Source organism: Vescimonas fastidiosa, from assembly GCF_018326305.1.
Lineage (GTDB): Bacteria > Bacillota > Clostridia > Oscillospirales > Oscillospiraceae > Vescimonas > Vescimonas fastidiosa.
Genome location: NZ_AP023415.1, coordinates 1,419,809 through 1,442,259, shown reverse-complemented (window position 1 = coordinate 1,442,259; position 22,451 = coordinate 1,419,809). Strand labels below are relative to the sequence as shown.

At 58.8% G+C, this 22,451-nt stretch carries 18 protein-coding genes, 2 tRNA genes and 1 pseudogene; 6 read left to right on the top strand and 15 right to left on the bottom strand.

The window, feature by feature from the left end:
- The first annotated feature begins 382 nt into the window (after nucleotides 1-382).
- Complete coding sequence (spo0A, locus tag KI236_RS06865) at nucleotides 383-1,141, top strand: sporulation transcription factor Spo0A (RefSeq protein WP_212820473.1); 759 nt, start codon at nucleotides 383-385, stop codon at nucleotides 1,139-1,141.
- 575 nt (nucleotides 1,142-1,716) lie between these two features.
- On the opposite strand, the gene KI236_RS06860 is transcribed toward spo0A, so the two are convergent.
- The 7 genes from KI236_RS06860 to asnS form a co-directional block, all read right to left on the bottom strand.
- Entirely contained in the window at nucleotides 1,717-2,433 is a 717-nt protein-coding gene (locus KI236_RS06860) for a GTP pyrophosphokinase (protein ID WP_212820471.1), read from the bottom strand.
- Nucleotides 2,434-2,983: 550 nt separating this feature from the next.
- The gene (locus KI236_RS06855; protein WP_212820470.1) at nucleotides 2,984-4,123 is read right to left on the bottom strand and encodes a homoserine dehydrogenase; all 1,140 of its coding nucleotides are present in this window, start codon (nucleotides 4,121-4,123) and stop codon (nucleotides 2,984-2,986) included.
- Nucleotides 4,124-4,250: 127 nt separating this feature from the next.
- A complete protein-coding gene (gene trxA, locus KI236_RS06850; RefSeq protein ID WP_212820468.1) occupies nucleotides 4,251-4,562 on the bottom strand; it encodes a thioredoxin in 312 nt (103 codons plus the stop codon).
- 411 nt (nucleotides 4,563-4,973) lie between these two features.
- Nucleotides 4,974-5,672 carry a helix-turn-helix transcriptional regulator gene (locus KI236_RS06845; protein ID WP_212820467.1) on the bottom strand — a complete coding sequence of 233 codons (699 nt, stop codon included), beginning with the start codon at nucleotides 5,670-5,672 and terminating at the stop codon, nucleotides 4,974-4,976.
- 32 nt (nucleotides 5,673-5,704) lie between these two features.
- Nucleotides 5,705-7,480, bottom strand: coding sequence for a class I adenylate-forming enzyme family protein (locus KI236_RS06840; RefSeq protein WP_212820465.1), 1,776 nt, complete (start codon nucleotides 7,478-7,480; stop codon nucleotides 5,705-5,707).
- Nucleotides 7,473-8,348, bottom strand: coding sequence for a hypothetical protein (locus tag KI236_RS06835; protein WP_212820462.1), 876 nt, complete (start codon nucleotides 8,346-8,348; stop codon nucleotides 7,473-7,475). The genes KI236_RS06840 and KI236_RS06835 overlap by 8 nt, the downstream gene beginning before the upstream one ends.
- Before the next feature lie 1,179 nt (nucleotides 8,349-9,527).
- A complete protein-coding gene (asnS, locus tag KI236_RS06830; protein WP_212820460.1) occupies nucleotides 9,528-10,922 on the bottom strand; it encodes an asparagine--tRNA ligase in 1,395 nt (464 codons plus the stop codon).
- 151 nt (nucleotides 10,923-11,073) lie between these two features.
- Between asnS and KI236_RS06825 the strand changes: the two genes are divergently transcribed.
- The 3 genes and pseudogenes from KI236_RS06825 to KI236_RS06815 all read left to right on the top strand — a co-directional run bounded on the left by KI236_RS06825 (nucleotide 11,074) and on the right by KI236_RS06815 (nucleotide 13,442).
- On the top strand, nucleotides 11,074-12,150 hold the full coding sequence (locus tag KI236_RS06825; RefSeq protein WP_212820458.1) for a PfkB family carbohydrate kinase: 1,077 nt from the start codon (nucleotides 11,074-11,076) through the stop codon (nucleotides 12,148-12,150).
- 54 nt (nucleotides 12,151-12,204) lie between these two features.
- Complete coding sequence (locus KI236_RS06820; protein ID WP_212820456.1) at nucleotides 12,205-13,134, top strand: pseudouridine-5'-phosphate glycosidase; 930 nt, start codon at nucleotides 12,205-12,207, stop codon at nucleotides 13,132-13,134.
- Nucleotides 13,135-13,176: 42 nt separating this feature from the next.
- A pseudogene (locus KI236_RS06815) lies at nucleotides 13,177-13,442 on the top strand (DUF1294 domain-containing protein).
- A 168-nt stretch (nucleotides 13,443-13,610) separates the two neighbouring features.
- Here KI236_RS06815 and KI236_RS06810 read toward each other — a convergent pair.
- From KI236_RS06810 to thrC, 3 genes are all read right to left on the bottom strand, one after another.
- Nucleotides 13,611-13,778 carry a hypothetical protein gene (locus KI236_RS06810; protein WP_212820454.1) on the bottom strand — a complete coding sequence of 56 codons (168 nt, stop codon included), beginning with the start codon at nucleotides 13,776-13,778 and terminating at the stop codon, nucleotides 13,611-13,613.
- Between the two features lie 127 nt (nucleotides 13,779-13,905).
- Nucleotides 13,906-14,781 (bottom strand): homoserine kinase, encoded by an 876-nt coding sequence (thrB, locus tag KI236_RS06805; protein ID WP_212820452.1) that lies wholly within the window; start codon nucleotides 14,779-14,781, stop codon nucleotides 13,906-13,908.
- Complete coding sequence (gene thrC / locus KI236_RS06800) at nucleotides 14,775-16,241, bottom strand: threonine synthase (protein WP_212820450.1); 1,467 nt, start codon at nucleotides 16,239-16,241, stop codon at nucleotides 14,775-14,777. Before thrC ends, thrB begins: the two co-directional genes overlap by 7 nt.
- Nucleotides 16,242-16,398: 157 nt before the next feature.
- Between thrC and KI236_RS06795 the strand changes: the two genes are divergently transcribed.
- Nucleotides 16,399-17,718 (top strand): aspartate kinase, encoded by a 1,320-nt coding sequence (locus tag KI236_RS06795; RefSeq protein WP_228738103.1) that lies wholly within the window; start codon nucleotides 16,399-16,401, stop codon nucleotides 17,716-17,718.
- A gap of 18 nt (nucleotides 17,719-17,736) precedes the next feature.
- Complete coding sequence (locus tag KI236_RS06790; RefSeq protein ID WP_212820449.1) at nucleotides 17,737-18,738, top strand: aspartate-semialdehyde dehydrogenase; 1,002 nt, start codon at nucleotides 17,737-17,739, stop codon at nucleotides 18,736-18,738.
- 162 nt (nucleotides 18,739-18,900) lie between these two features.
- Here KI236_RS06790 and KI236_RS06785 read toward each other — a convergent pair whose 3' ends face one another.
- The 5 genes from KI236_RS06785 to KI236_RS06765 form a co-directional block, all read right to left on the bottom strand.
- Entirely contained in the window at nucleotides 18,901-19,788 is an 888-nt protein-coding gene (locus KI236_RS06785; RefSeq protein WP_212820447.1) for a 4Fe-4S cluster-binding domain-containing protein, read from the bottom strand.
- Between the two features lie 210 nt (nucleotides 19,789-19,998).
- A complete protein-coding gene (locus KI236_RS06780; RefSeq protein ID WP_212820445.1) occupies nucleotides 19,999-20,544 on the bottom strand; it encodes a DUF5662 family protein in 546 nt (181 codons plus the stop codon).
- A 122-nt stretch (nucleotides 20,545-20,666) separates the two neighbouring features.
- Nucleotides 20,667-20,742, bottom strand: a tRNA-Met gene (locus tag KI236_RS06775).
- 17 nt (nucleotides 20,743-20,759) lie between these two features.
- Nucleotides 20,760-20,845: transfer RNA gene (locus tag KI236_RS06770), tRNA-Leu, on the bottom strand.
- A 252-nt stretch (nucleotides 20,846-21,097) separates the two neighbouring features.
- Nucleotides 21,098-22,354: an acetyl-CoA C-acetyltransferase gene (locus KI236_RS06765; RefSeq protein WP_212820443.1), complete on the bottom strand. Its 1,257-nt coding sequence runs from the start codon at nucleotides 22,352-22,354 to the stop codon at nucleotides 21,098-21,100.
- Nucleotides 22,355-22,451: the final 97 nt, after the last annotated feature.

Below are 22,451 nucleotides of genomic sequence, written 5' to 3'. Positions count from 1 at the left end.
GTACCAAAAGAATGACACAAAAAACAAAAAATGTCAAATCCCTAAAAAGTGTCGAAGTTGTTAATTTGTTGTCAAAATACTATAAAAATCAATAAAAAAAGTATGTATAATGAGACTTTTTTATGAAAACAGAGAAAATGACTCCCCCGGAGCCTCTTTGCCTTGCCTTTTTGCCCCCCGGGCCGATGCAATCTCGTGAAAAATGTAAAAAAATGTTGTCGAATTTTGTCAAAAATTGCGAACATAAAATCGTAAATAATCGCTAAAATAATCTTGAAAACGACACTGAAATATGGTAAATTATATGCAAGGCAGGGGAGTGCTGTTGAGGAAGCGAAAATTCTCTGCGCTGAAATCTTGAAGTATAAGGACGAGGGAGAGTATGGAGAACAGAGGAAGCGTTATTTTAGCGGACGCAAGCGAGGAGTACCGAGCGGTACTGAGTCGTGCCATAGAAGGCACAGGCGAGTTTCAAGTGGTAGGCAGCACCGGGTCCGGCGTGGAGGCGCTGCGCCTGGTGCAGCAGAAGCATCCGCAGCTGCTGCTGTTGGATCTGGTTTTGCCGGAGCTGGACGGCTTCGGTCTGCTGCGGCAGCTGCAGAGTCTGGGCGACCGGGCCCCCAAGGTCATTGTGGTCTCGGCCTTTTGCATGCAGCGCACGGTGAACCAGGCGGTGCAGCTGGGGGTGTGGTATTTTCTGCCCAAGCCCTGCAGCGAGGAGTCGCTGCTGGAGCTGATGCGCCAGGCGGCGTATTCTCAGCAGGAGGTGGGGGAATTTTCTCCAGCTCTGGAGGGCCAGGTCACGGCCATCATCCATGAGATCGGCGTCCCCGCCCATATCAAGGGCTATCAGTACCTGCGGGAGGCGATTCTTATTGCCGTGCAGGATATGGATGTGATCAATGCCGTTACCAAGGTCCTGTACCCGGAGGTAGCCGCCCGGTTTTCCACCACGCCGTCCCGGGTGGAGCGAGCCATCCGTCATGCCATCGAGGTGGCCTGGGACCGGGGTGACCTGGAGACCCTGCAGAAGTATTTCGGCTATACCGTGAATTCCGCCAAGGGCAAGCCCACCAATTCCGAGTTTATCGCCATGATTGCCGACCGGCTGCAGCTGAAGCTGCGGCGGGGCCGGGCCTGAGGACAGGGGCTCCCGGGGCGCACTTCAGCGCATACGCCGCAGGGGCCCGCAGCATTTTCCTACGCGGGCACGCATCCGGCTCCCCTCCGGATGCGTGCTTTTTTATCCTAGAATCCCTCCGGGCGGTTGACAGACGCCCTGAAAAATGATACTATATTTTCCACAAGTAAATGACGACCTCAGAGAATCCAGAGGAACGCACACCAGAAGAGCTGCGGGGATAGGGTCCCGCAGCGAGTGCACATCGCTGTGAAGTGTCACAGCTTTACCGTATTGCGGAGCGAAGCCTATAAGCGCCATTGTGCCGGGCGGCATGAGAAGGCAGGCGGAGCGAAGAAGCATAGCCGGGAGACTTATTCGTCTGAAGCAAGCCCCCAGGGGGCCTTTTGGTGCTTTGTCCGACTATGGTGTGTAAGAGGTGTCGGCCGGGGCATTTTTCTTTTGCCCGGGATTAAAAAAGCAAGCCGAGGCGGAGAACCCGTCTTTTCCATGGCGGAAGGGGACCAGCAGACCCCTTCCGCCCTCCTCACAAAAAAATCGTCCCCACCGGGGACGATTTTTTCTATTCGATTATCTTATTCTTTCGCATCTTCTCCCGCAGGCTCCTGCTCCTCGTATTCCGCCTGCTTGCCCTTGTAAATGTTCTGCATCTCCCGGTCCACCTCAAAAACCGCCTCGGAGCATAGCCGCAGCCGCTTGGCATCGGCATCGGAAAAGGCCCGGCTGGACTTGTAGCGCAGCTCGTGCTCCAGGCTGGCCCACATATCCATGGCGATGGTCCGGAGCTGAATCTCCACCGGCAGGTGCAGGGTTCCCTCGGAGATGACGATGGGCACCTCCACGATCAGGTGCAGGCTGCGGTAGCCGGAGGGCTTCGGGGTCTTGATGTAGTCCACCTCCTGAATCACCCGGAAGGACTCGTTTCGGGTCAGCAGACTGCGCAGATAGTAAATGTCGTCTAAGTAGTTGCAGATAATGCGTATGCCCGCCACATCCTGCACATAGGCGTAGATGTTGTCAATGGTGACCTCATGGCCCCGGCGCTGGAGCTTCTCCACAATGGAGTCCAGGGTCTTGATGCGGTACTCGATGTGGTGGATGGGGGAGCGGTCGTTGAGGGTGGCAAATTCCTCGTCCAGGATTTCCATTTGCGCCACGGCTATTTTCAGTGCGCTGCGGTATAGATGATTCACCCGAACCATGCCCTGGGCCAATTCCGTTTCCTTTTGGGGCGTGCTGCCCGGCAGGTGTATGTTGTGCAGGGATAACTGGTTGATTTTCTCGACCATCATAAAAAATCTATCCTCCTCCTGTCCGGAATCCTACGCCGAACAGTCCTATTATTCAGAGTATACCATAAATAAAGCAAAGATGTGTGAATAATTTATGTAAACTGTGAAAAATTTTGCCTTCACCCCGCCGTCGGCCTTACACCGCACCCCTTGCAAAAAAACTGTCATTGCGAAACCAGTGACCGATGTCACCGGTTGTGGCAATCCGTTCTCCTGGTGGGGCGGGCGACCCTCGCGGACGCCCGCCCCACCCATCGTTCCCCCATATAAAAACCCGCCGGGGCAAACGCCCCGGCGGTCCAGCGTGTCAAAAAAGCCTCGCAGAGTTTGCCGCCCGCAGGCGGCAAAGAAATAAAATCATTTTCTCTCGCGACATGTGCGTGAGAGAAAATACAACTCGGGCTGCCAGTGTGGAATTTGTCCGTCACAGACGGACAAATTATGCGCGCAGCAGACCGCAAGCCTTTTGTCGGAAAAACCCGGAGGGTTTTTCGACAGTCTCAACCGCCGGGGCAAACGCCCCGGCGGTCCTCAACGCCAAAATTCAATTTTACCGTATCCCGGCCAGGAAGCACCCGGGGTCCTTGTCCAGCTGTGCCCGGCCCCAGCGGAGCATTTCCTCCACGCTGACACAGGCGGTCACCACGCCGTCCCCCCAGTGCTCCACGGTCACCGACTGCAAAAACGCGTCCGGGCAGGCGGTGCGCACATAGTACGGGTGTGCCTCCCCTCCGCAGAGTACAGGGGCGGGCTTCATGGCCTGGGTGTAGAACCCCGGCTTTCCGGCCACAATGTCCAGGCAGTCCTCCACGGCGTTGAAGGCCGTGGGATACCGCCCGGCCCCCTGACCGAAGAAGCTGTGCCGGCCCACCTTTTCACCGCAATAGGTGATGAGGTTGAAGTTCTTAGGCACGGCGGCCTCCAGGTCATGGCTGTCCACCAGGGTCGGCTCGATGAAGGCGCACACGCCGCCCTCCGCCGCCTTGGCCGTGGCCAAAAGCTTGCAGACAAATCCGTGGGCCTTAAAGGCGCGGATGTCCCCGTCTGTGACGGTGCGGATACCGAACATGGGGATGTCCTCCTCCTGCACCAGCGCGTCAAAGGCGATGTTGGCGGAGATGGTCAGCTTCCGGCGCACATCGTCGCCGTCGATGTCGGCGGAGGGGTCCGCCTCGGCATAGCCCAGCTCCTGGGCCTGCTTCAAAATTTCCGGGAACGACACCGGGGAGGCGTGCATGGCGTCCATAATGAAGTTGGTGGTACCGTTCATAATGCCGCCCAGCTCGCAGATGCTGTCCAGTCGCTTGCACCGTTCCAGGTTGGTCAGCCACGGAATGCCTCCGCCTACGGCAGCGGTGCAGCGCAGGGAAACGCCGCATTCCCGGGCCAGACCCGTCAGCTCCGGGTAGTAGGCGCTGATGACCGCCTTGTTGGCCGTCACCACATGCTTGCCCGCCTTCATCGCAGCGCAGATGTACTCGTAAGCCGGGTGCAGCCCGCCCATGACCTCTGCCACGATGCCGATAGCCTCGTCGTTTACAATGTCGGCGATGTCCGTCACCGCCAGTGCCCCCAGGTCAGGCCGAGGCCGCCGCACCAAAACCTTGGTCACAGTCAGATCCTCCCGACCTGCGCAAAAATCTAAAATGCCGCCGCCCACAACGCCGCAGCCCAAAAGTCCAATGTTCATAGTAAAACCTCCCCCGTAGGTTAAAATGGATCGTCCCAATTCTACTCAAAACCGTTCCAAATGTCAACCGGAAAAGCCCTCCCCGCGCAAAAAAGAGGCGGACCCTACGGCCCGCCTCTACATAGCTTTACCCGCGCACCAGCGCCAAAATCTCCGGCTCGCCCATGAGCCCGGCGGCGCGATTTACCACCTGCCCGCCCTTAAATACCAGCAGCGTGGGGATCACCTCGATGCCGTACCGCAGCGCCAGATCCCGGCACTCGTCCACATTCACCTTCACGATCTGGAAGTCGTCGTATTTGGCGGCCATCTCCTCCAGCGTGGGGCCTAAAGCCCGGCAGGGACCGCACCAGGTAGCCCAAAAGTCAACCAAAACCGGCTTTTCGCTTTGCAGCACCGCCGCGTCAAAAGTATCATCCTTTGCGTGTACAATCGTCATCGCAAATGCCTCCTTTAGTTTCTCTATCCTACCCCGTATTATATAAGAAAATACAGAATCCGCAGTGATAAATGCAACAAAAACCCAAAATTTGCCACGAAAAAACCGCTATTGCCCACGCCCTGCTTGCACCGCACCCCGCTGCCGGGCATCTGCCACACCTCTTATAACGGATGCGGGGCGATGTGGGCATCGCCCCCTACGAAGTTCTATCGGTGAATGGCGTTGTAGGGGTCGGCGTCCCGGACGACCCGCCCAGCCTTGCACCGCACCTCTTGCAAAAATCTGTCATTGCGAAGCCGGTGACCGAAGTCACCGGCTATGGCAATCCGTACTGGCTCAAAAAAGCACAGCGGGCCAGGTTTAACCCCGCCCGCTGCGCCGAATTATTTGTTGTAAAGGGTAACCCCGTCACTTCCCGCTGCGGCTGTTCAGTTTTCCCAGATAGCGGTAAATGCTGGCCTCCGAGCTGTGCAGCTCCTTGGCCACGAAGCTCACGGAGCCCTTCAGTAAAAACACGCCCTTGCGGTCCAAAATCTCCATGATCTCCATTTTTTCGTCCTGGTTGAGCCGGTCCACATCCACCGGATAGTTGGCCACCACCGAGGACACGATGCTGGCAGTGGCTCCGGCGATGGAGGTGGGGAAGCCCTGCTCCCGGGCGGATTCCGAGGGGTCGTTCTGATCCACGATGAGGCTGGTGCCGCTGGGCACGCTGGGGGTAAGCACCACGCTGCACAGGTCCATCACCTGCTTCGACAGGGCCTCGTAGCGGCTGCTGTCAAAGTTGATGCACAGCAGACCCACCACGCTTCCGGTGCGGTCCTTGATGAACATACTGTTGGAGTGCATCTTCTTTCCCGTGACGGAGGTGCTTTCAAAGGATAGCACATAGTCCTGGGTCTCATACAGCCGACCCGAGAGGAACTCCAGCATTTTGTTGCTCAGGGGGGACCCCAGATGCCGCCCCGTCAGCTCGCCGTTGGAGATGGCGATGATCTGGTTGGAGTCCTCCGTCAGCTCGTGAAGGGCCACCTCATAATCCGGGCCCAGAATGTGTCCCAAAAAGTCAACTAAAAGTGTGTAATGCCGCCGAATTTCTTTGTCCATAAAAATTTTTCCTCCTGCTCTGCTGCAATGCTTTACTCGCCCTGTTTTTCTTGTGTCTCGTCGGCGGCGTGGGCATCGTCAGCGGCGGGAGCCTGCGTGGCTTGGATGTGCTGAAGCTCTTCCTCCTCCAGTACCCGGTAAGCGACCTTACCCACCAGAGTCTTGGGCAGCTCATCCCGGAACTCAATGTCGTAGGGCATGGCGTACTTGGCGATGTGCTTACGGCAGTAGCTCATAAGTGCGTCCTTGGTGGCCTGGTTCTTCTCCACGCCGGGCTTCAGCATCACAAAGGCCTTCACCTTCTGCATCCGATAGGCGTCCGGCACACCGATAACACAGCTCATCTGCACATCCTCGTGGGCGTCCAAAATATTCTCGATCTGACCGGGATACACATTGTAGCCCGAGGAGATGATCATTCGCTTGGCCCGGCCCCGGAAGTAAATGAAGCCGTCACTATCCATGGTGCCCAGGTCGCCGGTGTACACCCATGTCAGGCCGTCGTCGTGCTTTCGCAGGGTCTGGGCGGTCTCCTGGGGATGGTTCATGTATTCCTTCATCACCGTGGGTCCGGCCAACAGGATTTCGCCCTCCTCACCGTAGGGCAGCTCCTCGTCGGTGCCGGGCTTCACGATTTTGATGTAGGTGTCCGGGAAGGGCAGACCGATGGAGCCCTCCTTGTACATATTGGTGGGCGTCAGGCAGCAGGCGGTGACGGTCTCGGTGGTGCCGTAGCCCTCCCGCACCTGGATGACGGCGTGGTGATCGTAGAGGAACTTGTCGAATTTCTTCTTCAGCTCGATGGAGAGGCTGTCGCCGCCGGAAAAAACGCCCTTGAGGCTGGAGAGGTCGGCGTTATCCATGCTGGGCAGCCGCAGCAGCGCCTCGTACAGGGTGGGCACGCCTGCAATGAAATTGCACTTATACTTCACGATCTGCTTGGCATAGCTCTTGGCGGTGAACCGGGGGATCAGGATGCACCGGCCGCCGCTGGCCAGCATAGAGTGGACGCACACGCCCAGCCCGAAGCCGTGGAACAGGGGCATAGCCGCCAGCATCCGGTCTCCGGGGCGGAACATGGGGTTGGTGGCGATGATCTGCTTGGCCAGGGCATTGAAGTTGCCGTTGGTCAGCACGATGCCCTTGGTGGTGCCGGTGGTGCCGCCGGAGTAGAGGATCACCGCCGGGTCCTCTGCCTTGCGGTCCACCCGGAAATTCTTATAGAAGCAGTGGCGGCTGAGGTCCATAAATTCCTTCCACCGTATCACCGGCGCATCATCGGGAATTTTCTGGATCTTTCGCCCCTCCGTGAGCATATACCCCGCCCGGACGGGCCGACTCAGGGCATCCTTTACGGAGGCGATGATAATGTTCACGATGCCGGTGTTCTGGCGGATATGCTCAAACTTGTCGTAAAACTGGTCCAGGGTGATGGCGGTGATAGACTCGGACTCATTGAGGTAGAACTCAATTTCCTTTTCCGCCGACAGGGGGTGGATCATGTTGGCAATGCCGCCCACCAGATTCACCGCGTAGAACATATAGATGGCCTGGGGGCAGTTGGGCATGGCGATGGTCACCTTGTCCCCGGCCCGGATGCCCAGCACCTTCAGGCTCTTGGCACAGCGCTCGATCTCCTGGATCATCTTGCGGTAGGTGGTGGACTTGCCCATAAAGTCAAAGGCGATGTTGTTGGGGTATTCCTGGGCCACCTGTTCCAGAGCCTGGAACATAGACCCGCCGAAATACTCCAGGTGCATGGGTACATCGCCCATGTGGGCGGCCCAGGGTGTTTTCACTTCACTCATACTGAACTTCCTCCTTCATAGGCTTTTCCAGCTCCCAGGGATGCTCCAGCAGATATTGCAGGAGCCGGACAGATTTGGAGTAGTAATACCCGTCGGCCAGACGCTCGTCAATGGTCAGGCCCAGGTCCAGCGTCTCCCGCATGGAGGCCCGGCCCTGCTCGTCGAAGTAGGGCCGCAGGGCCTTTTCACCGATGATGCAGAACAGGGAGCAGGTGCCCCAGTTGGTCAGATGGTGGTAGCCGCACTTGAGCTTGATAGACCCCAGGTTCGACAGCACCACGGAGCTGTAATAGGGGTCGGTGGCGATCATGTCCTGGGGCACCCAGCCGTGCTTATCCAGCCACATGAGGACCTTCACAGCGGTCTTGCCCAGCCAGCGGGGGAGCTTGTTGAGAATGTCCATGCTCTCCGTGGAGGAGTCTACCTTATCGCTGCGGCACTCCGTCACCTGGCTGCGGATGTACTGGTGCACATCCTGCAGGCAGAAATCCTCCCGGCTGTGCAGGAAGGCCAGAGCCTCAGCACCCTTGTCGGAGAACTGCTTTTTCACCACGAAGGAGGCGGATACCTCGTTGCGCTGGTAGAAATTGCTGTTGACAATGAAGCGGTTCAGCTTAGGCCGCAGGGTGATGGTTTTAAGGAGGGCCGCCACCACAATGTGAAACATGGTGTAGGGAAACTCCGTCTCCGTCTCGTTGCGCTTTGCCAGGTATTCGTTCATAGCCGTCAGATCCACCCGCAGAGAGATGTAGGCCTCATTGTCACAGCGGTTGGGATAGATGATGCCGGTGATAAAATGCAGAGAATCCAATTCCCGCAGCAGCCGTCCATCCTTGCGGTCGCCCCGGCGCTTTTTTTGTTTTTCCATTTTTTCTCCTGTTGTTTTATTTTTAGGCTGATAAAAATTTATTCCCACTATAATGAAGAGTATAGCAAATCCCAAGCTGTTTTTCCAGTATAAATTTGCATGAAAACAAAAAAACTTCGTGGCCCCATATAATCCCCACCGTCCTTGGCCCCCTTGCCTAAAGGGGGCTGGCACGGCGAAGCCGTGACTGGGGGATTCCTCACCTCACCGCACCTCTTGTAACCCTCCGTAGGGGCGACCCTTGCGGTCGCCCGCCCATTGCACTTCTTGTAACGCTTTCGTAGGGGCCGATGCCTACATCGGCCCGACCATAGCACTTCTTGTTACGCTCCGTAGGGGCGACCCTTGCGGTCGCCCGCGGGAGGGGCAGAGCCCCTCCCCTACGCACTTCTTGCAACCCATCCGTAGGGGCCGGCGTCCTCGACGGCCCGACAGGTTTTTTCCGCACCCGGCAGGGCACACGGGCCCTGCCCTACAAGGCGTTGCGTTATCGGGGGCGGGCGGACAGAGTCGTCCGCCCCTACAAACTTTTCCTGCGCCCGTTGTAACGCTTTCGTAGGGGCGGGGTTCTACCCCGCCCGTTCTTCCGCGCCCCTTGTAACGGACGCGGGGCGATGTGGGCATCGCCCCCTACGAAGTTCTATCGGTGAATGGCGTTGTAGGGGTCGGCCTCCCGGACGACCCGCCCAGTCTTGCACCGCACTCCTTGCAAAAACCCTGTCATTGCGAACCAGTGACCGATTCACTGGTGTGGCAATCCGTCCCCCCCCGTCCTTGGCCCCCTTGCCTAAAGGGGGCTGGCACGGCGAAGCCGTGACTGGGGGATTCTTTTCCTGCGCCCCTTGTAACGCTTTCGTAGGGGCCGGCGTCCTCGACGGCCCGACAGGTTTTTTCCGCACCCGGCAGGGCACACGGGCCCTGCCCTACAAGGTGTTGCGTTATCGGGGTCGGGCGGACAGAGTCGTCCGCCCCTACAAACCGTTCCGTAGGGCGGGGTGCCCTCACTCCGCCGCCGGACTTGCACCGCACTCCTTGCAAAAAACCATGTCATTGCGAAACCAGTGACCGATTCACTGCTGTGGCAATCCGTCCACCCCGTCCCCGAAAATGCTTTTCCCTTCACGCAAAAAAAGGAGCCCCGCCACCCGGCAGAGCCCCTTTTCAAACCGATTCAATTCATCAGAAATCCGCATTGCCCACCGTGCGCGGGTGCAGCTCCACATCCCGGATGTTGCTCACTCCCGTGAGGTACATGACCATCCGCTCAAAGCCCAGGCCGAAGCCCGCGTGCTTGCAGGTGCCGTAGCGCCGCAGGTCGCAGTACCACCAGTAGTCCTCGGGATTCATCCCCAGGTCCCGGATGCGCTTTTCCAGCATCTCCAGCCGCTCCTCGCGCTGGCTGCCGCCCACGATCTCGCCGATGCCGGGCACCAGGCAGTCCGCCGCCGCCACGGTTTTGCCGTCATCGTTCATGCGCATATAAAACGCCTTGATCTCCGCCGGATAGTCCGTCACGAACACGGGACGCTTAAACACCTGCTCGGTGAGGAACCGCTCATGCTCCGTCTGCAGGTCGGTGCCCCAGTCCACCTTGAAGTCGAACTTGCCGTTGTTCTTCTTGAGGATCTCCACCGCCTCGGTGTAGCTGATGCGTCCGAAGTCGCTGGAGGCCACATGCTCCAGCCGCTCCTTCAGCCCCTTATCCACAAAGCTGTTGAAAAATTCAATTTCCTGGGGGCACTTTTCCAGGACGCTTTTGATGATATACTTGATCATCGCCTCCGCCACATCCATGTCCCCGGCCAGGTCGCAGAAGGCCATCTCCGGCTCGATCATCCAGAACTCAGCGGCGTGGCGCTGGGTGTTGGAGTTCTCCGCCCGGAAGGTGGGGCCGAAGGTGTATACATCGCCAAAGGCCATGGCGAAGTTCTCGGCGTTCAGCTGGCCCGAGACCGTGAGGCTGGTCTTTTTCCCGAAGAAATCCTGGCTGTAATCCACCTGCCCGTCCTGGGTCCGGGGCGGATTCTCCAGGTCCAGGGTGGTCACCTGGAACATCTCCCCTGCACCCTCGCAGTCAGAGCCGGTAATGATGGGGGTCTGCACATATACAAAGCCCCGGTTCTGGAAAAACTCATGCACCGCATAGGCCGCCACAGACCGCACCCGGAAGGTAGCGGAAAAGAGATTCGTCCGGGGCCGCAGATGCTGGATGCTGCGCAGGAACTCCACGCTGTGCCGCTTTTTCTGCAGGGGATAGTCCGGGGCGGACTTACCCTCCACCTCCACGGACCGGGCCTTCACCTCCAGGGGCTGCTTGGCCTCCGGGGTCAGCACCACCGTGCCATGCACCACCAGGGCCGCCCCCACATTCTGACCGGCGATCTCCTTGTAGTTTTCCAGCACGGAGGCGTCCAGCACCACCTGCAGATTCTTGAAGCAGGAGCCGTCGTTCAGCTCGATAAAGCCGAAGCCCTTCATATCCCGGATGGTCCGTGCCCAGCCGCATACCACCACATCCTTGCCGTCCAGACTATCCCGGTCGGCGAACAGGGTGGCGATTCTCATTCGATCCATAGTAATATCCACCTTTATTTGTGTTAGTATGTTCCATTATAAACACATTTTTTCAGTTTGGCAACATATTTCCTATTGACAAAGGGAAAGAAGTGTGAGAATATAAGCACAAGTTTAGAAAACAAAGCTTTGCTTACGAAAGGAGAACGCCATGACACAGCGCGAACGGCAGATTCTCAACTGGATCGAGGCGGACCCCACCATCTCCCAGCAGGAGCTGGCAGACCGGGCGGGCATCACCCGCTCCAGTGTGGCGGTGCATATTTCCAATCTGATGAAAAAGGGCTGCATCGCCGGCAAGGGGTATATCGTCACCCGCAGCCCCTATGTCACCGTGGTAGGCGGCATGAACATGGACATCGGAGGCCGCCCCAATCAAAAGCTGGTGGGCAAGGACTCCAACCCCGGTACCGTGCGCATGAGCCCCGGCGGGGTGGGCCGGAACATCGCCCACAACATGAGCCTCATGGGACTGGATGTGCGCCTGGTCACGGCCTTTGGCGACGATGTGTACGCCCAAAAGCTGGCGGCGGTGTGCGGCGAGCTGGGCATCGACATCTCCCAGTCCCCGGTGATTCCCGGCGGCCACACCTCCACCTATCTTTTCATTAACGATGAGGACGGGGATATGCAGCTGGCGGTGTCCGACATGGATATTTACGAAAATCTGACCCCCCGGGTCCTGGAGAGCCGCCGCCAGCTTTTAGACGGCAGCCAGGTGGTGGTGCTGGATACCAACCTCCCCTCCGAGAGCATTCAGTGGGTGGCGGAGAATTGCCGGGCCCCCATCTTCGCAGACCCGGTCTCCACCGCCAAGGCCGAAAAGCTCCGCCCTGTTCTGGGTAAGCTCCACACCCTCAAGCCTAACCGTCTGGAGACGGAGCTTCTCTCCGGGGTGCCTATCACCGACGATGACAGTCTCTGCCGGGCGGCGGACGCCCTGCTGGAGACGGGGCTGCACCGGGTATTCATCTCCCTGGGGGCCGACGGCGTCTTTGCTGCCGACCACAGCGGCCAAAAGCGGAAGCTCCCGGCGCTGAAGGGGAACATCGTCAGCACCACCGGCTGCGGCGATGCCTTTATGGCGGCTCTGGCCTGGGCCTATCTCCAGGGCAGCGACCTGGAAAAGTCCGCCCGGGCAGGCCGGGCAGCATCCACCGTCACCATGGCCAGCGCCGAGACCATCAGCGCCGCTATGAGCGAGCAGGCTCTGCTGGCACATATGTAAATCGTTTTAACAAACCCTATCAAATATATAATGTAAAACAGGAGGTATTTCATTATGCTGAACCGTTATCTGGACATTGCACCCGAGGTAAAGAAGGCCCTGGACGAGGGCAAGCCCGTTGTGGCCCTGGAAAGCACCATCATCTCCCACGGTATGCCCTATCCTCAGAATAAGGAGACGGCCCTGAAGGTGGAGGAGATCATCCGCTCCTTCGGCGCTGTGCCCGCCACCATCGCCATCATCGGCGGCCGCCTGAAGGCGGGCCTGACCCCGGAGGAGATCGACTACCTGGGCAAGGCCGGCCACGCCGTGACCAAGGCCAGCCGCCGGGACCTGCCCGTGCTGGTAGCCAAGGGCATGGACGGCGCCTGCACCGTCACCACCACCATGATGATCGCCGCCATGGCGGGCATCAAGGTCTTTGCCACCGGCGGCATCGGCGGCGTGCATCGGGGCGCGGAGACCACCATGGATATTTCCGCCGACCTGGAGGAGCTGGCCAAGACCCCTGTGCTGGTGGTCTGCGCCGGAGCCAAGGCTATTTTGGACCTGGGCCTGACCCTGGAATACCTGGAGACCAAGGGCGTCACCGTCATCGGCTACGGCACCAAGGAGCTGCCTGCCTTCTATACCCGCTCCTCCGGCTTCGGCGTGGACTATGAGCTGGACACCCCCGAAGAGGTAGCCAAGGCCTTCCATGTGAAGCAGGTCCTGGGTCAGGAGGGCGGTATGCTGGTCACCAACCCCATTCCCCAGCAGTATTCCATGGATCCCGCTGTGATTAACAAGGCCATCGACGAGGCTGTGGCCGAGTGCAAGGCCAAGGGTGTACACGGCAAGGAGACCACGCCCTTCCTGCTGGCCAAGGTGAAGGAGCTCACCGGCGGCGACAGCCTGGAGAGCAACATCCAGCTGGTGTTTAGCAACGCCCGGGTGGCCTCCCAGATCGCCTGCTCCCTCAGCAAGCTGGAAAATAATGGGTGATTTTCGGTGACAATCGGTGACATTTCGGTGTCGTATCGGTGCATGGAAGATGTACTTTTGGTGTACCTGGCGGTGCTGAATTTGGTGACATTTGCCCTGTACGGCGCAGACAAGCGCCGGGCGAAAAAAGGGCAGTGGCGCATCCCGGAAAAACGCTCCTGATTTTGCCCCTGTTGGGGGGCAGCGTGGGCGGCATTCTGGGCATGGCCGTGTTTCACCACAAGACCCGGCATTGGTATTTTCGGTGGGGTCTGCCGACGATGCTTTTATTGCAGGCAGCCGGGGCCGTGTACCTGCTGGCGCGGTAAAGTGATAAAGTAATATAGAGCAAAAAGCACCTCCCGGGTGGGAGGTGCTTTTTGTGCTTCGTGGGGGGCGTAGGGGCGACCGCAAGGGTCGCCCCTACGCAGAAATAAAGAAGTGCATACAAGCGGGTCGTCGAGGACGCCGACCCCTACGAAAAAATAAGGGCGGCGTTAGGGGTGGGGGTCCTGATGCTCACCGGCCCACTCCATGAGAGCGGAGATCAGCAGGAGAACGAGGCCCGCAGCCTCGAAGATAAAGCCCAGGACGGTGGCGTCGATGAGCAGAAAGGCGGCGCCGATGATGATAAGGCCTAAGTACAGAGCGTGCTTTGCTTTCATGTTGTCCCTCCCGTTTTCTGAAAAACTTTTCTTGTAAATACTGCGGAAACGAAAAAAGCGTTCCTCTTTGCTGAGTATACCATACAGAAACCGGGGCTGTCAAATGAAAAAGCGAATTCGGTATCGGTCAGGAGACGATAATTCCCTCATGGTCTACGGGGAGGGGGAGCTGCTGCCAGTGGCCCGGGAGCCGGGAGAGACGGGAGGCCAGCTTTTCATCAAAGTCCGGGTCCGCCGACAGGCACAGGAGGGTGGGGCCTGCACCGGAGAGGAAGAAGGCCACACAGCCGCAGTCGTGGGCCAGCTTTTCCGCCGCATCGAAGCCGGGGATCAGGGTGCGCCTGAAGGGCTGGTGGAGCTTATCGCGGAGGGCTACGGAGATGGTCTCCGCATCGCCGTTTTCCAAGGCCCGCAGCAGCACGGCGGTGCGGGAGACATTGAAGATGGCGTCACCGTAGGGGACCTCCTTGGGCAGGACGCTCCGGGCCAGGTGGGTGGAGAGCTGGAAGTCCGGGATCAGGGCCGTGCAGCGGAGGCTCTTGTGGAGACTGTACCGGGCGATGTAGGGCCGATCGTTTTCCACAAAGGAGGCAACCAGGCCGCCGAAAATGGCCGGGGCCAGGTTATCCGGGTGACCCTCGATGTCGTTGCACACGGCCAGCAGCTCCTCCCGAGTGAGAGGGGAGCCGTGGTTTGCGTTGGCGCCGGCGGCGCCGGCGGCTATCAGGGCGGCGCTGCTGCCCAGGCCCCGGCAAATGGGGATGTCCGCCCGGATGGAAAGGCGCAGGCCCGGCATGGGCAGGCCCAGCTTCGCCAGCACGGCCTTATAGGAGACCACGGCCAGGTTTTCCTCCGTGGCGTAGTCCGGCTCTACCCCCTCAAAATAGAGGCCCTCGGGCACTTCCTCAAAGGTGAGGGTATTATACAGGGCCAGAGCCAGGCCCAGGGTATCGAAGCCGGGGCCTAAGTTGGCGGTGGTGGCGGGGACGCGGACGGTTACCATTGTTTTTCACCAGCTTTCCGGAGAACATAGGAGAGCATATCCTCCCGGTCGATAACATCCCGGTGCCGCACAGGCTTTTCCCGCAGAGCCGCCAGGTTTTTGGGCACAGGCACGCCGGTGCAGGCGTGGAGATCGTCCATGACGGCGAATTCGTCATCGGACACCCTCTGACCCAGGGCGGAGAGAACGGCGGCGGGGAACTTATAGGGGCTGGCGGTGGAGAGGACCACCACCGGCGCGCCGTCGTGATGGGTGTGGGAGAACTGATCGGCTACGGTCCAGGCCACGGCGGTGTGGGGGTCCAGAAGGTACTTTTCCTGGGCCCAAACCTTTCCGATGGTGCGCCCGGCGGCGTCATCATCGCAGCAGCCGCAGGAGAACTCCGATTGAAGCTTCCGGAGAAGCTCCTCCGTGACTTTATAATGGCCCTGCTCGTTCAAATCCTTCATGAGGGAGGCCACATAGCTATCGTCCCCGGTGAGGAGGCTCAAAAGGCGCTCTAAGTTGCTGGAGACCAAAATGTCCATGGAGGGGGAGGTGGTCTTATAGAAGGTGCGGCGCTTATCATAGACGCCGGTGGAGAGGAAGTCGGTAAGGACATCGTTGCGATTGGAGGCGCAGATCAGGCGGCCTACGGGCAGGCCCATGCGCTTGGCAAAATACCCGGCCAGGATGTCGCCGAAGTTGCCGGTGGGGACACAGAAATGGACCGGCTCGCCTACCCGGATGCGGCCCCGGCGGACCAGGTCGGCATAGGCCTTGAAATAGTAGACGATCTGGGGGGCCAGGCGGCCGATATTGATGGAGTTGGCCGAGGAGAGACGCAGACCGGGGAGATCCTCCTCGTCACAGGAGGCGAAGATCTGCTTTACGCCGGTCTGGGTATCGTCGAAATTACCCCGGACGGCGCAGACCTTTACATTGGCACCCTCCTGGGTGACCATCTGGGCCTGCTGCACGGCGGAGACGCCGCCGTAGGGGTAGAACACGATGATCTTGGTGCCGGGGACATCGTGGAAGCCCTCCAGGGCGGCCTTGCCCGTGTCACCGGAGGTGGCGGTGAGAATGAGCATTTCATCCCGGATATTCTCCAGGGTACGGGCCTGACTGATGAGCTGGGGCAGCAGGCTCAGGGCCACATCCTTAAAGGCGCTGGTGGGGCCCCGGAACAGCTCCAGCACATAGCGGTCGCCCACCTTTACCAGCGGGGTCAGCTCCTCCGTCTCAAATTTCCCGGCGTAGCCCCGGCGGACCAGGCCGTCCATATCCGGGTAGTCCGGCAGCAGGGCCGAGAGGATGCGGGCGGAGAGGGTGAGGGTGTCCGCCTCCAGGAGAGACTGCCAGTTAAGAACGGGGATGGCTTCGGGCATATAGAGTCCCCCGTCCGGCGCGATGCCCCGGAGTACGGCGGCAGCGGGAGAGGCCGTAAGGGCGCGGTTGCGGGTGCTTTGATATTTCATACAAGTTTCTCCAATCTTTTTCTTGCATTTTGCATAATGATATGATACACTGTCCCCAAGAAAAAAGCAAGTGTTTTTTACTGACGGACAAAATAGGGCTTTTTGTCAATGGACTTGAAAACCTTGCATCAATTTCCGATGAAAGCGAGGCAAAATAATGTTAAAGGTGCTGAAATTCGGCGGCTCCTCCATGGCGGACGCCAAGCAATTTGAAAAGGTGAAGAGTATTGTGCAGGCGGACCCGGCCCGGCGGGTGGTCATCGTTTCCGCCGCAGGAAAGCGGTTTTCCGACGACCACAAGCTGACGGACCTGCTGTATCTGTGCTATGCACATCTTAAATACGGGGTGTCCTGCGACACGGTATTCGACATGATCCGCTCCAGGTACATGGAGATTCGGGACGACCTGGGGCTGAAAACGGACCTGGAAACGGAGTTTGCCGCCTTGCGAAAGAAGATGGACGCGGGCATCAGCCAGGACGAGCTGGTGAGCCGGGGCGAATATTTCGCGGCAAGGCTCATGGCGGACTACCTGGGCTACGACTTCCTGGACAGCGAGCTGTGGCTGAAGTTTAACCTGGACGGCACGGTGGACCAGGAGAAGAGCTACGAGATCCTGGCCCGGACGGCCTCCGGAAGGCGGGTGGTGATCCCGGGCTTTTACGGCACCATGCCCGACGGCAGCATCAAGACCTTTACCCGGGGCGGCAGCGACATCACCGGCGCCCTGGCGGCGGCGGCCCTGGACGCGGATGTGTATGAAAACTGGACGGATGTGTCGGGCTTCCTCATGGCGGACCCCCGGATTGTGAAGGACCCGCTGCCCATTGAGCGCATTACCTACTCGGAGCTGCGGGAGCTGAGCTATATCGGAGCCCAGGTGCTCCACGAGGGAACCATCTTCCCGGTGCGGGAGAAGAATATTCCCCTGAACATCCGCAACACCAATCAGCCGGAGCATCCGGGCACCATGATCATGGAGTCCTTCGACGAGACGGAGGAGAGTCTGGACGGAAACTTCATTACGGGTATCGCCGGACGGAAGAATTTCTCCGTTATCACCATCACCAAAAACGGCATGAGCAATGAGGTGGGCGTGCTGCGGCGGATTCTGGAGGTGCTGGAAAAGTATCAGCTGGTGCTGGAGTACCTGCCCTCGGGCATTGACAGCGTTTCCCTGGTGGTGGCGGCGGACAAGCTGCGGCCCTGCCAGTATCAGCTTTTGGGCGACATTCAGAAAATGCTGAAGCCCGACAGCATCCATGTCACCGAGGACATGGCCATTGTGGCGGCGGTGGGCCGGAAAATGGCCTTTAAGCCCGGCACCTCGGGGAAGATCTTCGCCGCTTTGGGCGAAAACGGCATCAACATCCGCATGATCACCCAGGGGCCCGACGAGCTGAACATTATCGTGGGCGTGGACAACAAGGACTTTGCCGGAGCGATCCGGGTACTGTATGACAGCTTTGTAAAATAAAAAACGGAGGATACTGTGATGAAAAAGTATAAGGTAGCGATTTTGGGCGCCACGGGTGCCGTGGGCCGGGAAATGATGAAGATTTTGGCGGAGCGGAGCTTTCCGGTGGAGGAGCTGCATCTGCTGGCGTCGGAGCGGTCTGCGGGGCAGAAGATCCAGTGGCAGGGCCAGGAACTGACCGTGGAGCCGGCCTGCGACGAGGCATTCCGGGGCCTGGACATTGTGCTGGGCGCGGCGGAAAATGACATTGCAAAGCGGTTTGCACCGGCCATTGTAAAGGCGGGGGCGGTGTTTGTGGACAACTCCAGCGCCTTCCGCCTGGACCCGGATGTGCCGCTGGTGATCCCGGAAATTAACCCGGAGGACGCCAAAAAGCACAAGGGCATCATCGCCAACCCCAACTGCACCACCATCGTGTCCCTGGTGGCCATCAACGCCTTGAACCAGGACAGCCCCATTGAGAGCATCGTGGCAAGCAGCTACCAGGCTACCTCCGGCGCTGGCGCAGGCGGGCCTATTGAGCTGATGAACGAGGTGGAGGCCCTGCGGGAGGGCAAGAGCTACGAGCCCAAGGTATTTCAGTATCAGATCGCGTACAATGTGATCCCGCAGATCGGCGGCGAGGCCTTTGAGGGCTACACCTCCGAGGAGATGAAGATGCAGAACGAGGGGCGCAAGATCATGCATCTGCCGGAGCTGAAGGTCAGCTGCACCTGCGTGCGGGTACCGGTGGTGCGCAGCCACAGTGTGTCCATCGTGGTGCGGACCAAGGAGAAGATCTCCGTGGAGCGGGCCAGGGAGCTGATCGCCGCCGCCCCCGGCTGCCGGCTGGTGGACGACCTGAAGAATAAGAAGTATCCCATGCCCCTGGACACCAGTGACCAGGATACGGTGTTTGTGGGACGGATTCGGGACGACCTGACCTCGGACAACGGACTGAACATCTGGTGCTGCGGCGACCAGGTGCGCAAGGGCGCGGCCACCAACGCCGTGCAGATCGCGCAGCTTTTGACTGAATAACTGGCGAAAAATCCTGTCATGGCGGTGAGGAGCCGTATTCCTGTTTCTTGTGCAAGGGGAGTACGGATCCCCACGACCAGCCTGCGGACTGGTCTCGGAATGACAGGGCTTATGAAGAATGAATCCCCCGGCGGATGGCTCCGTCGGGGGAAAATTTTTTGCTTAATAATCTACGGTGCCGTCCAGAACCTTCAGGTCGTAGGGCTCAAAGACCACATGACGGTAGGCCTCTACATCCATCTTGACGCCGGTCCAGTCGGAGTGGATCTCGCCGTTTTGCTTGATGAGGATGTCGTAGAGAATGTCGTAGGTGATGCCGTCCTCACCCTTTTCCGTGATGGTGGAGTAGGGAAGGGTCTTGTGGTAGGTCATGTGCAGACCCTTATAGAGGAAGTGGAAGCCGTTGCGCATACGGCAGCCGTCCAGGCCCATGTAGGTAAAGTACTTCTTCAGGTCCCGGAGGATGGGGTCGTTTTCCTGCTCGTAGAGGTTTTCCGGGGTGGTCTCGGTGTAGTCGTAGCGGAACTGAATGGGGATGCCGTAGGGCAGGAAGCGCTCGGCATAGTCCACCAGTCTGGCCGCAGGATAGTTTTTATACAGCACGCAGTTGATGCGGGTGGGGCAGGCAATGCGGGCGATGACCTCATCCGGAGACTCCTCCACATACTTCACCAGGTGGCGGGAAATATTCATGCAGGTGATCTTGTCCTTGTTTTTCTCCGTGAAGGCCAGCATTTTCTCCGCCGGGCAGTGGGGCTGCACGGGGAAGGTGGTGTTGATATAAATCTTGTGGGTGGCCGGGATGGCGTCCAGCATCTGCTGCAGAGCATCTAAATTCGCCAGGGGCTCGCCGCCGGTGAACACAAAGTCGCACGCCGGGGTGATGGAATCCATGGTGCGAATGCTGCGAAGGATGGCCTCCAGGCTGAAGCCGCTGCAGTCGGCATATTCCTTTTTATTGATGCAGAACGGGCAGTGGTTGGCACAGTCGTACGGGACGAAAACCGTGACGGTGGCGCCGCCTGCCCGGGTCTTGTAAGGATGGCTCATGTTGATGGATCTACCTCTCCGAAAAAAATCTCCAATACATCTTACACCGAAAAATGTCAAAAAGCAAGAAAAACATAGAAAAATAGTCGTTATTTTTTTCACCAGGCTTCAAAAAACACGGATTTGAATGGCGAGGGACACCCAGCCTTACCGCTTGGGTAGTTTTTCGCTTTATTGACAACTTGTTTCTTATGGAAGGCCGGGGCGGAGTCAATAGACCTGGGAGGCGCGGAGCTCCCGACGGATCTGACGCAGGGCGGCGTCCTCTCCCTGCTCCTTCAGCAGCAGGAGCCAGCGATCCAGCAGGGCTGCGGTCTCCTCATTGATCCACAGGTGACCCTTGGTGCGGTGAAAGTAGTCGTAGGCGGAGGCGTCGGTGTACTTTTCGCCCTGGTAGACCCGGCAGGCGGCGATGCGGTCGCAGAACATCTCCGCTACATATTTTTTCGGCATCTTGCAGCCGCCCATGGTCACGGTGCCGTCGGGGCCGATGCGGTAGTCGATCCAGTACTCGAAGTGATGGCGGTTGCGGCCTTTGTGGTGCAGCCAGGACAGGCTGACACCGGTTTCGCTGCGCTCCTGGTCGTTGGGGCTGCGAAAGCCCTGGTAATACTTGGCGCTGCGCCAGAACTCCGTGGGGCTGTACTTGCTCAGGTCATGGGTGAGGCCCTGCCAATACAGGCCCAGACGAAAGCAGTAGTGCCGCACCAGGCGACGGTGGCGAGTGACGGTTTTCAAATGTTCCCGAATGTGCATTTCCCGGACCTCCATCGGAAAGATGCCTCCAGTATAGCACAGTTTACCCAAAAAGGACAGGGGGATGCAGGGGAAATAAAAAATTACCGTTGCTGATATGGTATCAACAACGGTAATGGATTTGGTTGCGGAGGGAGGACTTGAACCTCCGACCTCCGGGTTATGAGCCCGACGAGCTACCAACTGCTCTACTCCGCGATATATAGTTTACCGGATGGTGCCGGTGACCGGACTCGAACCGGTACGGTATTGCTACCGGGAGATTTTAAGTCTCCTGTGTCTACCATTCCACCACACCGGCGGATTTTGGCAAGAATTAGAATACCACATTCCTGCGGAATTGTCAACACCTCTGTGCAATATTTTTGCCCTTCGACAAAATTAGGACTACTTCTCCCCTCCCCCAGCGTTTCAAAAAGCCTCGCAGAGCTTGCCGCCCGCAGGCTGCAATCCTTTTGCCGGAAAAATCCAAAGGATTTTTCGGCAGGGTAAAACGGGGGCCCCGGAAGCCCGGGACCCCCAAAATTTGCTTTATGGGTTATGCCTCAGCCGATCAGCACTTCTCAAACACCACTGCGGTGCCCATGCCGCCGCCGATGCACAGGGTAGCCAGGCCCTTCTTGGCCTCGGGCCGCTTCTGCATCTCGTGGAGCAGGGTCACGATGATACGAGCACCGGAAGCACCCACGGGGTGACCCAGGGCAATGGCGCCGCCGTTGACATTGACCTTGCTCATGTCGAAGTGCAGCTCACGGGCCACGGCGATGGACTGGGCGGCGAATGCCTCATTGGCCTCCACCAGGTCGATATCGTCGATGGTGACGCCGGCCTTCTTCATAGCGTTGCGGGAAGCCACCACGGGGCCTACGCCCATGATCTTGGGATCCACGCCGCCCTGGCCCCAGCCGATGAGCTTGGCCATGGGCTTCAGACCGTACTTGGCCACGGCCTCGCCGGAGGCCAGCACGATGGCGGCAGCGCCGTCGTTGATGCCGGAGGCGTTGGCAGCGGTGACACGCTGGGTGCCCTTGTCAGCGGCATCCTGGGCGCCGGTGACCTCAAAGGTGTGTACCACCTGGGGATTGGGGGACTCGGGGCCTACGGGGAAGGCGCCCTTGAGCTTGGCGATGCTGTCGGCGGTGACGCCTTCCTTCACATACTCGTCGCGCTTGAACTCCACGATCTCCTTCTTCACCTTGACGGGCACGGCCACGATCTCGTCGTCGAAGCGGCCGGAATCCCGGGCGGCACAGGCCTTCTGCTGGGAAGCGGCGGCGAACTCGTCCTGCTCGCGGCGGGTGATGCCCCAGATGTCGTTGATATTCTCGGCGGTGGTGCCCATGTGATAGTTGTTATAGGCGTCCCACAGGCCGTCCTTGATCATGGTGTCCACCAGCTTCTTATCGCCCATGCGGGCACCCCAGCGGGCGTCCAGGGAGGCATAGGGAGCGGCGCTCATGTTCTCGGTACCGCCGCAGACAACGATGTCGGAATCGCCGGCCAGGATGGAACGGGCACCCTCGATGACGGACTTCATGCCGGAGCCGCAGACCATGCCCACGGTGTAAGCGGGGACGGAGTAGGGAATGCCGGCCTTGATGGAAACCTGACGGGCAACATTCTGGCCCTGGGCAGCGGTGAGGATGCAGCCGAACATCAGCTCATCTACATTCTCGGGAGCGACATTGGCGCGCTTGAGGGCCTCCTTGACCACGATAGCGCCCATATCGGCAGCGGGGGTATTCTTCAGGGAGCCACCAAAGGAGCCGATGGCTGTTCTGCAGCAATTGACAACATACAGGTCTTTCATGAATGTGTTCCTCCTAATTTTTTATAGTTAAAAATGGATGCGTGAAAGCGCATTTTTCAAAGCAACCCCATGATAGTCATTTTTTTAACAATAGTCA

What these genes read in the sequence shown, in the direction of transcription:
- spo0A (WP_212820473.1), top strand. Translation starts at nt 383, where the DNA reads ATGGAGAACAGAGGAAGCGTTATTTTAGCGGACGCAAGCGAGGAGTAC.
- KI236_RS06860 (WP_212820471.1), bottom strand. Translation starts at nt 2,433, where the DNA reads ATGATGGTCGAGAAAATCAACCAGTTATCCCTGCACAACATACACCTG.
- KI236_RS06855 (WP_212820470.1), bottom strand. Translation starts at nt 4,123, where the DNA reads ATGAACATTGGACTTTTGGGCTGCGGCGTTGTGGGCGGCGGCATTTTA.
- trxA (WP_212820468.1), bottom strand. Translation starts at nt 4,562, where the DNA reads ATGACGATTGTACACGCAAAGGATGATACTTTTGACGCGGCGGTGCTG.
- KI236_RS06845 (WP_212820467.1), bottom strand. Translation starts at nt 5,672, where the DNA reads ATGGACAAAGAAATTCGGCGGCATTACACACTTTTAGTTGACTTTTTG.
- KI236_RS06840 (WP_212820465.1), bottom strand. Translation starts at nt 7,480, where the DNA reads ATGAGTGAAGTGAAAACACCCTGGGCCGCCCACATGGGCGATGTACCC.
- KI236_RS06835 (WP_212820462.1), bottom strand. Translation starts at nt 8,348, where the DNA reads ATGGAAAAACAAAAAAAGCGCCGGGGCGACCGCAAGGATGGACGGCTG.
- asnS (WP_212820460.1), bottom strand. Translation starts at nt 10,922, where the DNA reads ATGGATCGAATGAGAATCGCCACCCTGTTCGCCGACCGGGATAGTCTG.
- KI236_RS06825 (WP_212820458.1), top strand. Translation starts at nt 11,074, where the DNA reads ATGACACAGCGCGAACGGCAGATTCTCAACTGGATCGAGGCGGACCCC.
- KI236_RS06820 (WP_212820456.1), top strand. Translation starts at nt 12,205, where the DNA reads ATGCTGAACCGTTATCTGGACATTGCACCCGAGGTAAAGAAGGCCCTG.
- KI236_RS06810 (WP_212820454.1), bottom strand. Translation starts at nt 13,778, where the DNA reads ATGAAAGCAAAGCACGCTCTGTACTTAGGCCTTATCATCATCGGCGCC.
- thrB (WP_212820452.1), bottom strand. Translation starts at nt 14,781, where the DNA reads ATGGTAACCGTCCGCGTCCCCGCCACCACCGCCAACTTAGGCCCCGGC.
- thrC (WP_212820450.1), bottom strand. Translation starts at nt 16,241, where the DNA reads ATGAAATATCAAAGCACCCGCAACCGCGCCCTTACGGCCTCTCCCGCT.
- KI236_RS06795 (WP_228738103.1), top strand. Translation starts at nt 16,399, where the DNA reads ATGTTAAAGGTGCTGAAATTCGGCGGCTCCTCCATGGCGGACGCCAAG.
- KI236_RS06790 (WP_212820449.1), top strand. Translation starts at nt 17,737, where the DNA reads ATGAAAAAGTATAAGGTAGCGATTTTGGGCGCCACGGGTGCCGTGGGC.
- KI236_RS06785 (WP_212820447.1), bottom strand. Translation starts at nt 19,788, where the DNA reads ATGAGCCATCCTTACAAGACCCGGGCAGGCGGCGCCACCGTCACGGTT.
- KI236_RS06780 (WP_212820445.1), bottom strand. Translation starts at nt 20,544, where the DNA reads ATGCACATTCGGGAACATTTGAAAACCGTCACTCGCCACCGTCGCCTG.
- KI236_RS06765 (WP_212820443.1), bottom strand. Translation starts at nt 22,354, where the DNA reads ATGAAAGACCTGTATGTTGTCAATTGCTGCAGAACAGCCATCGGCTCC.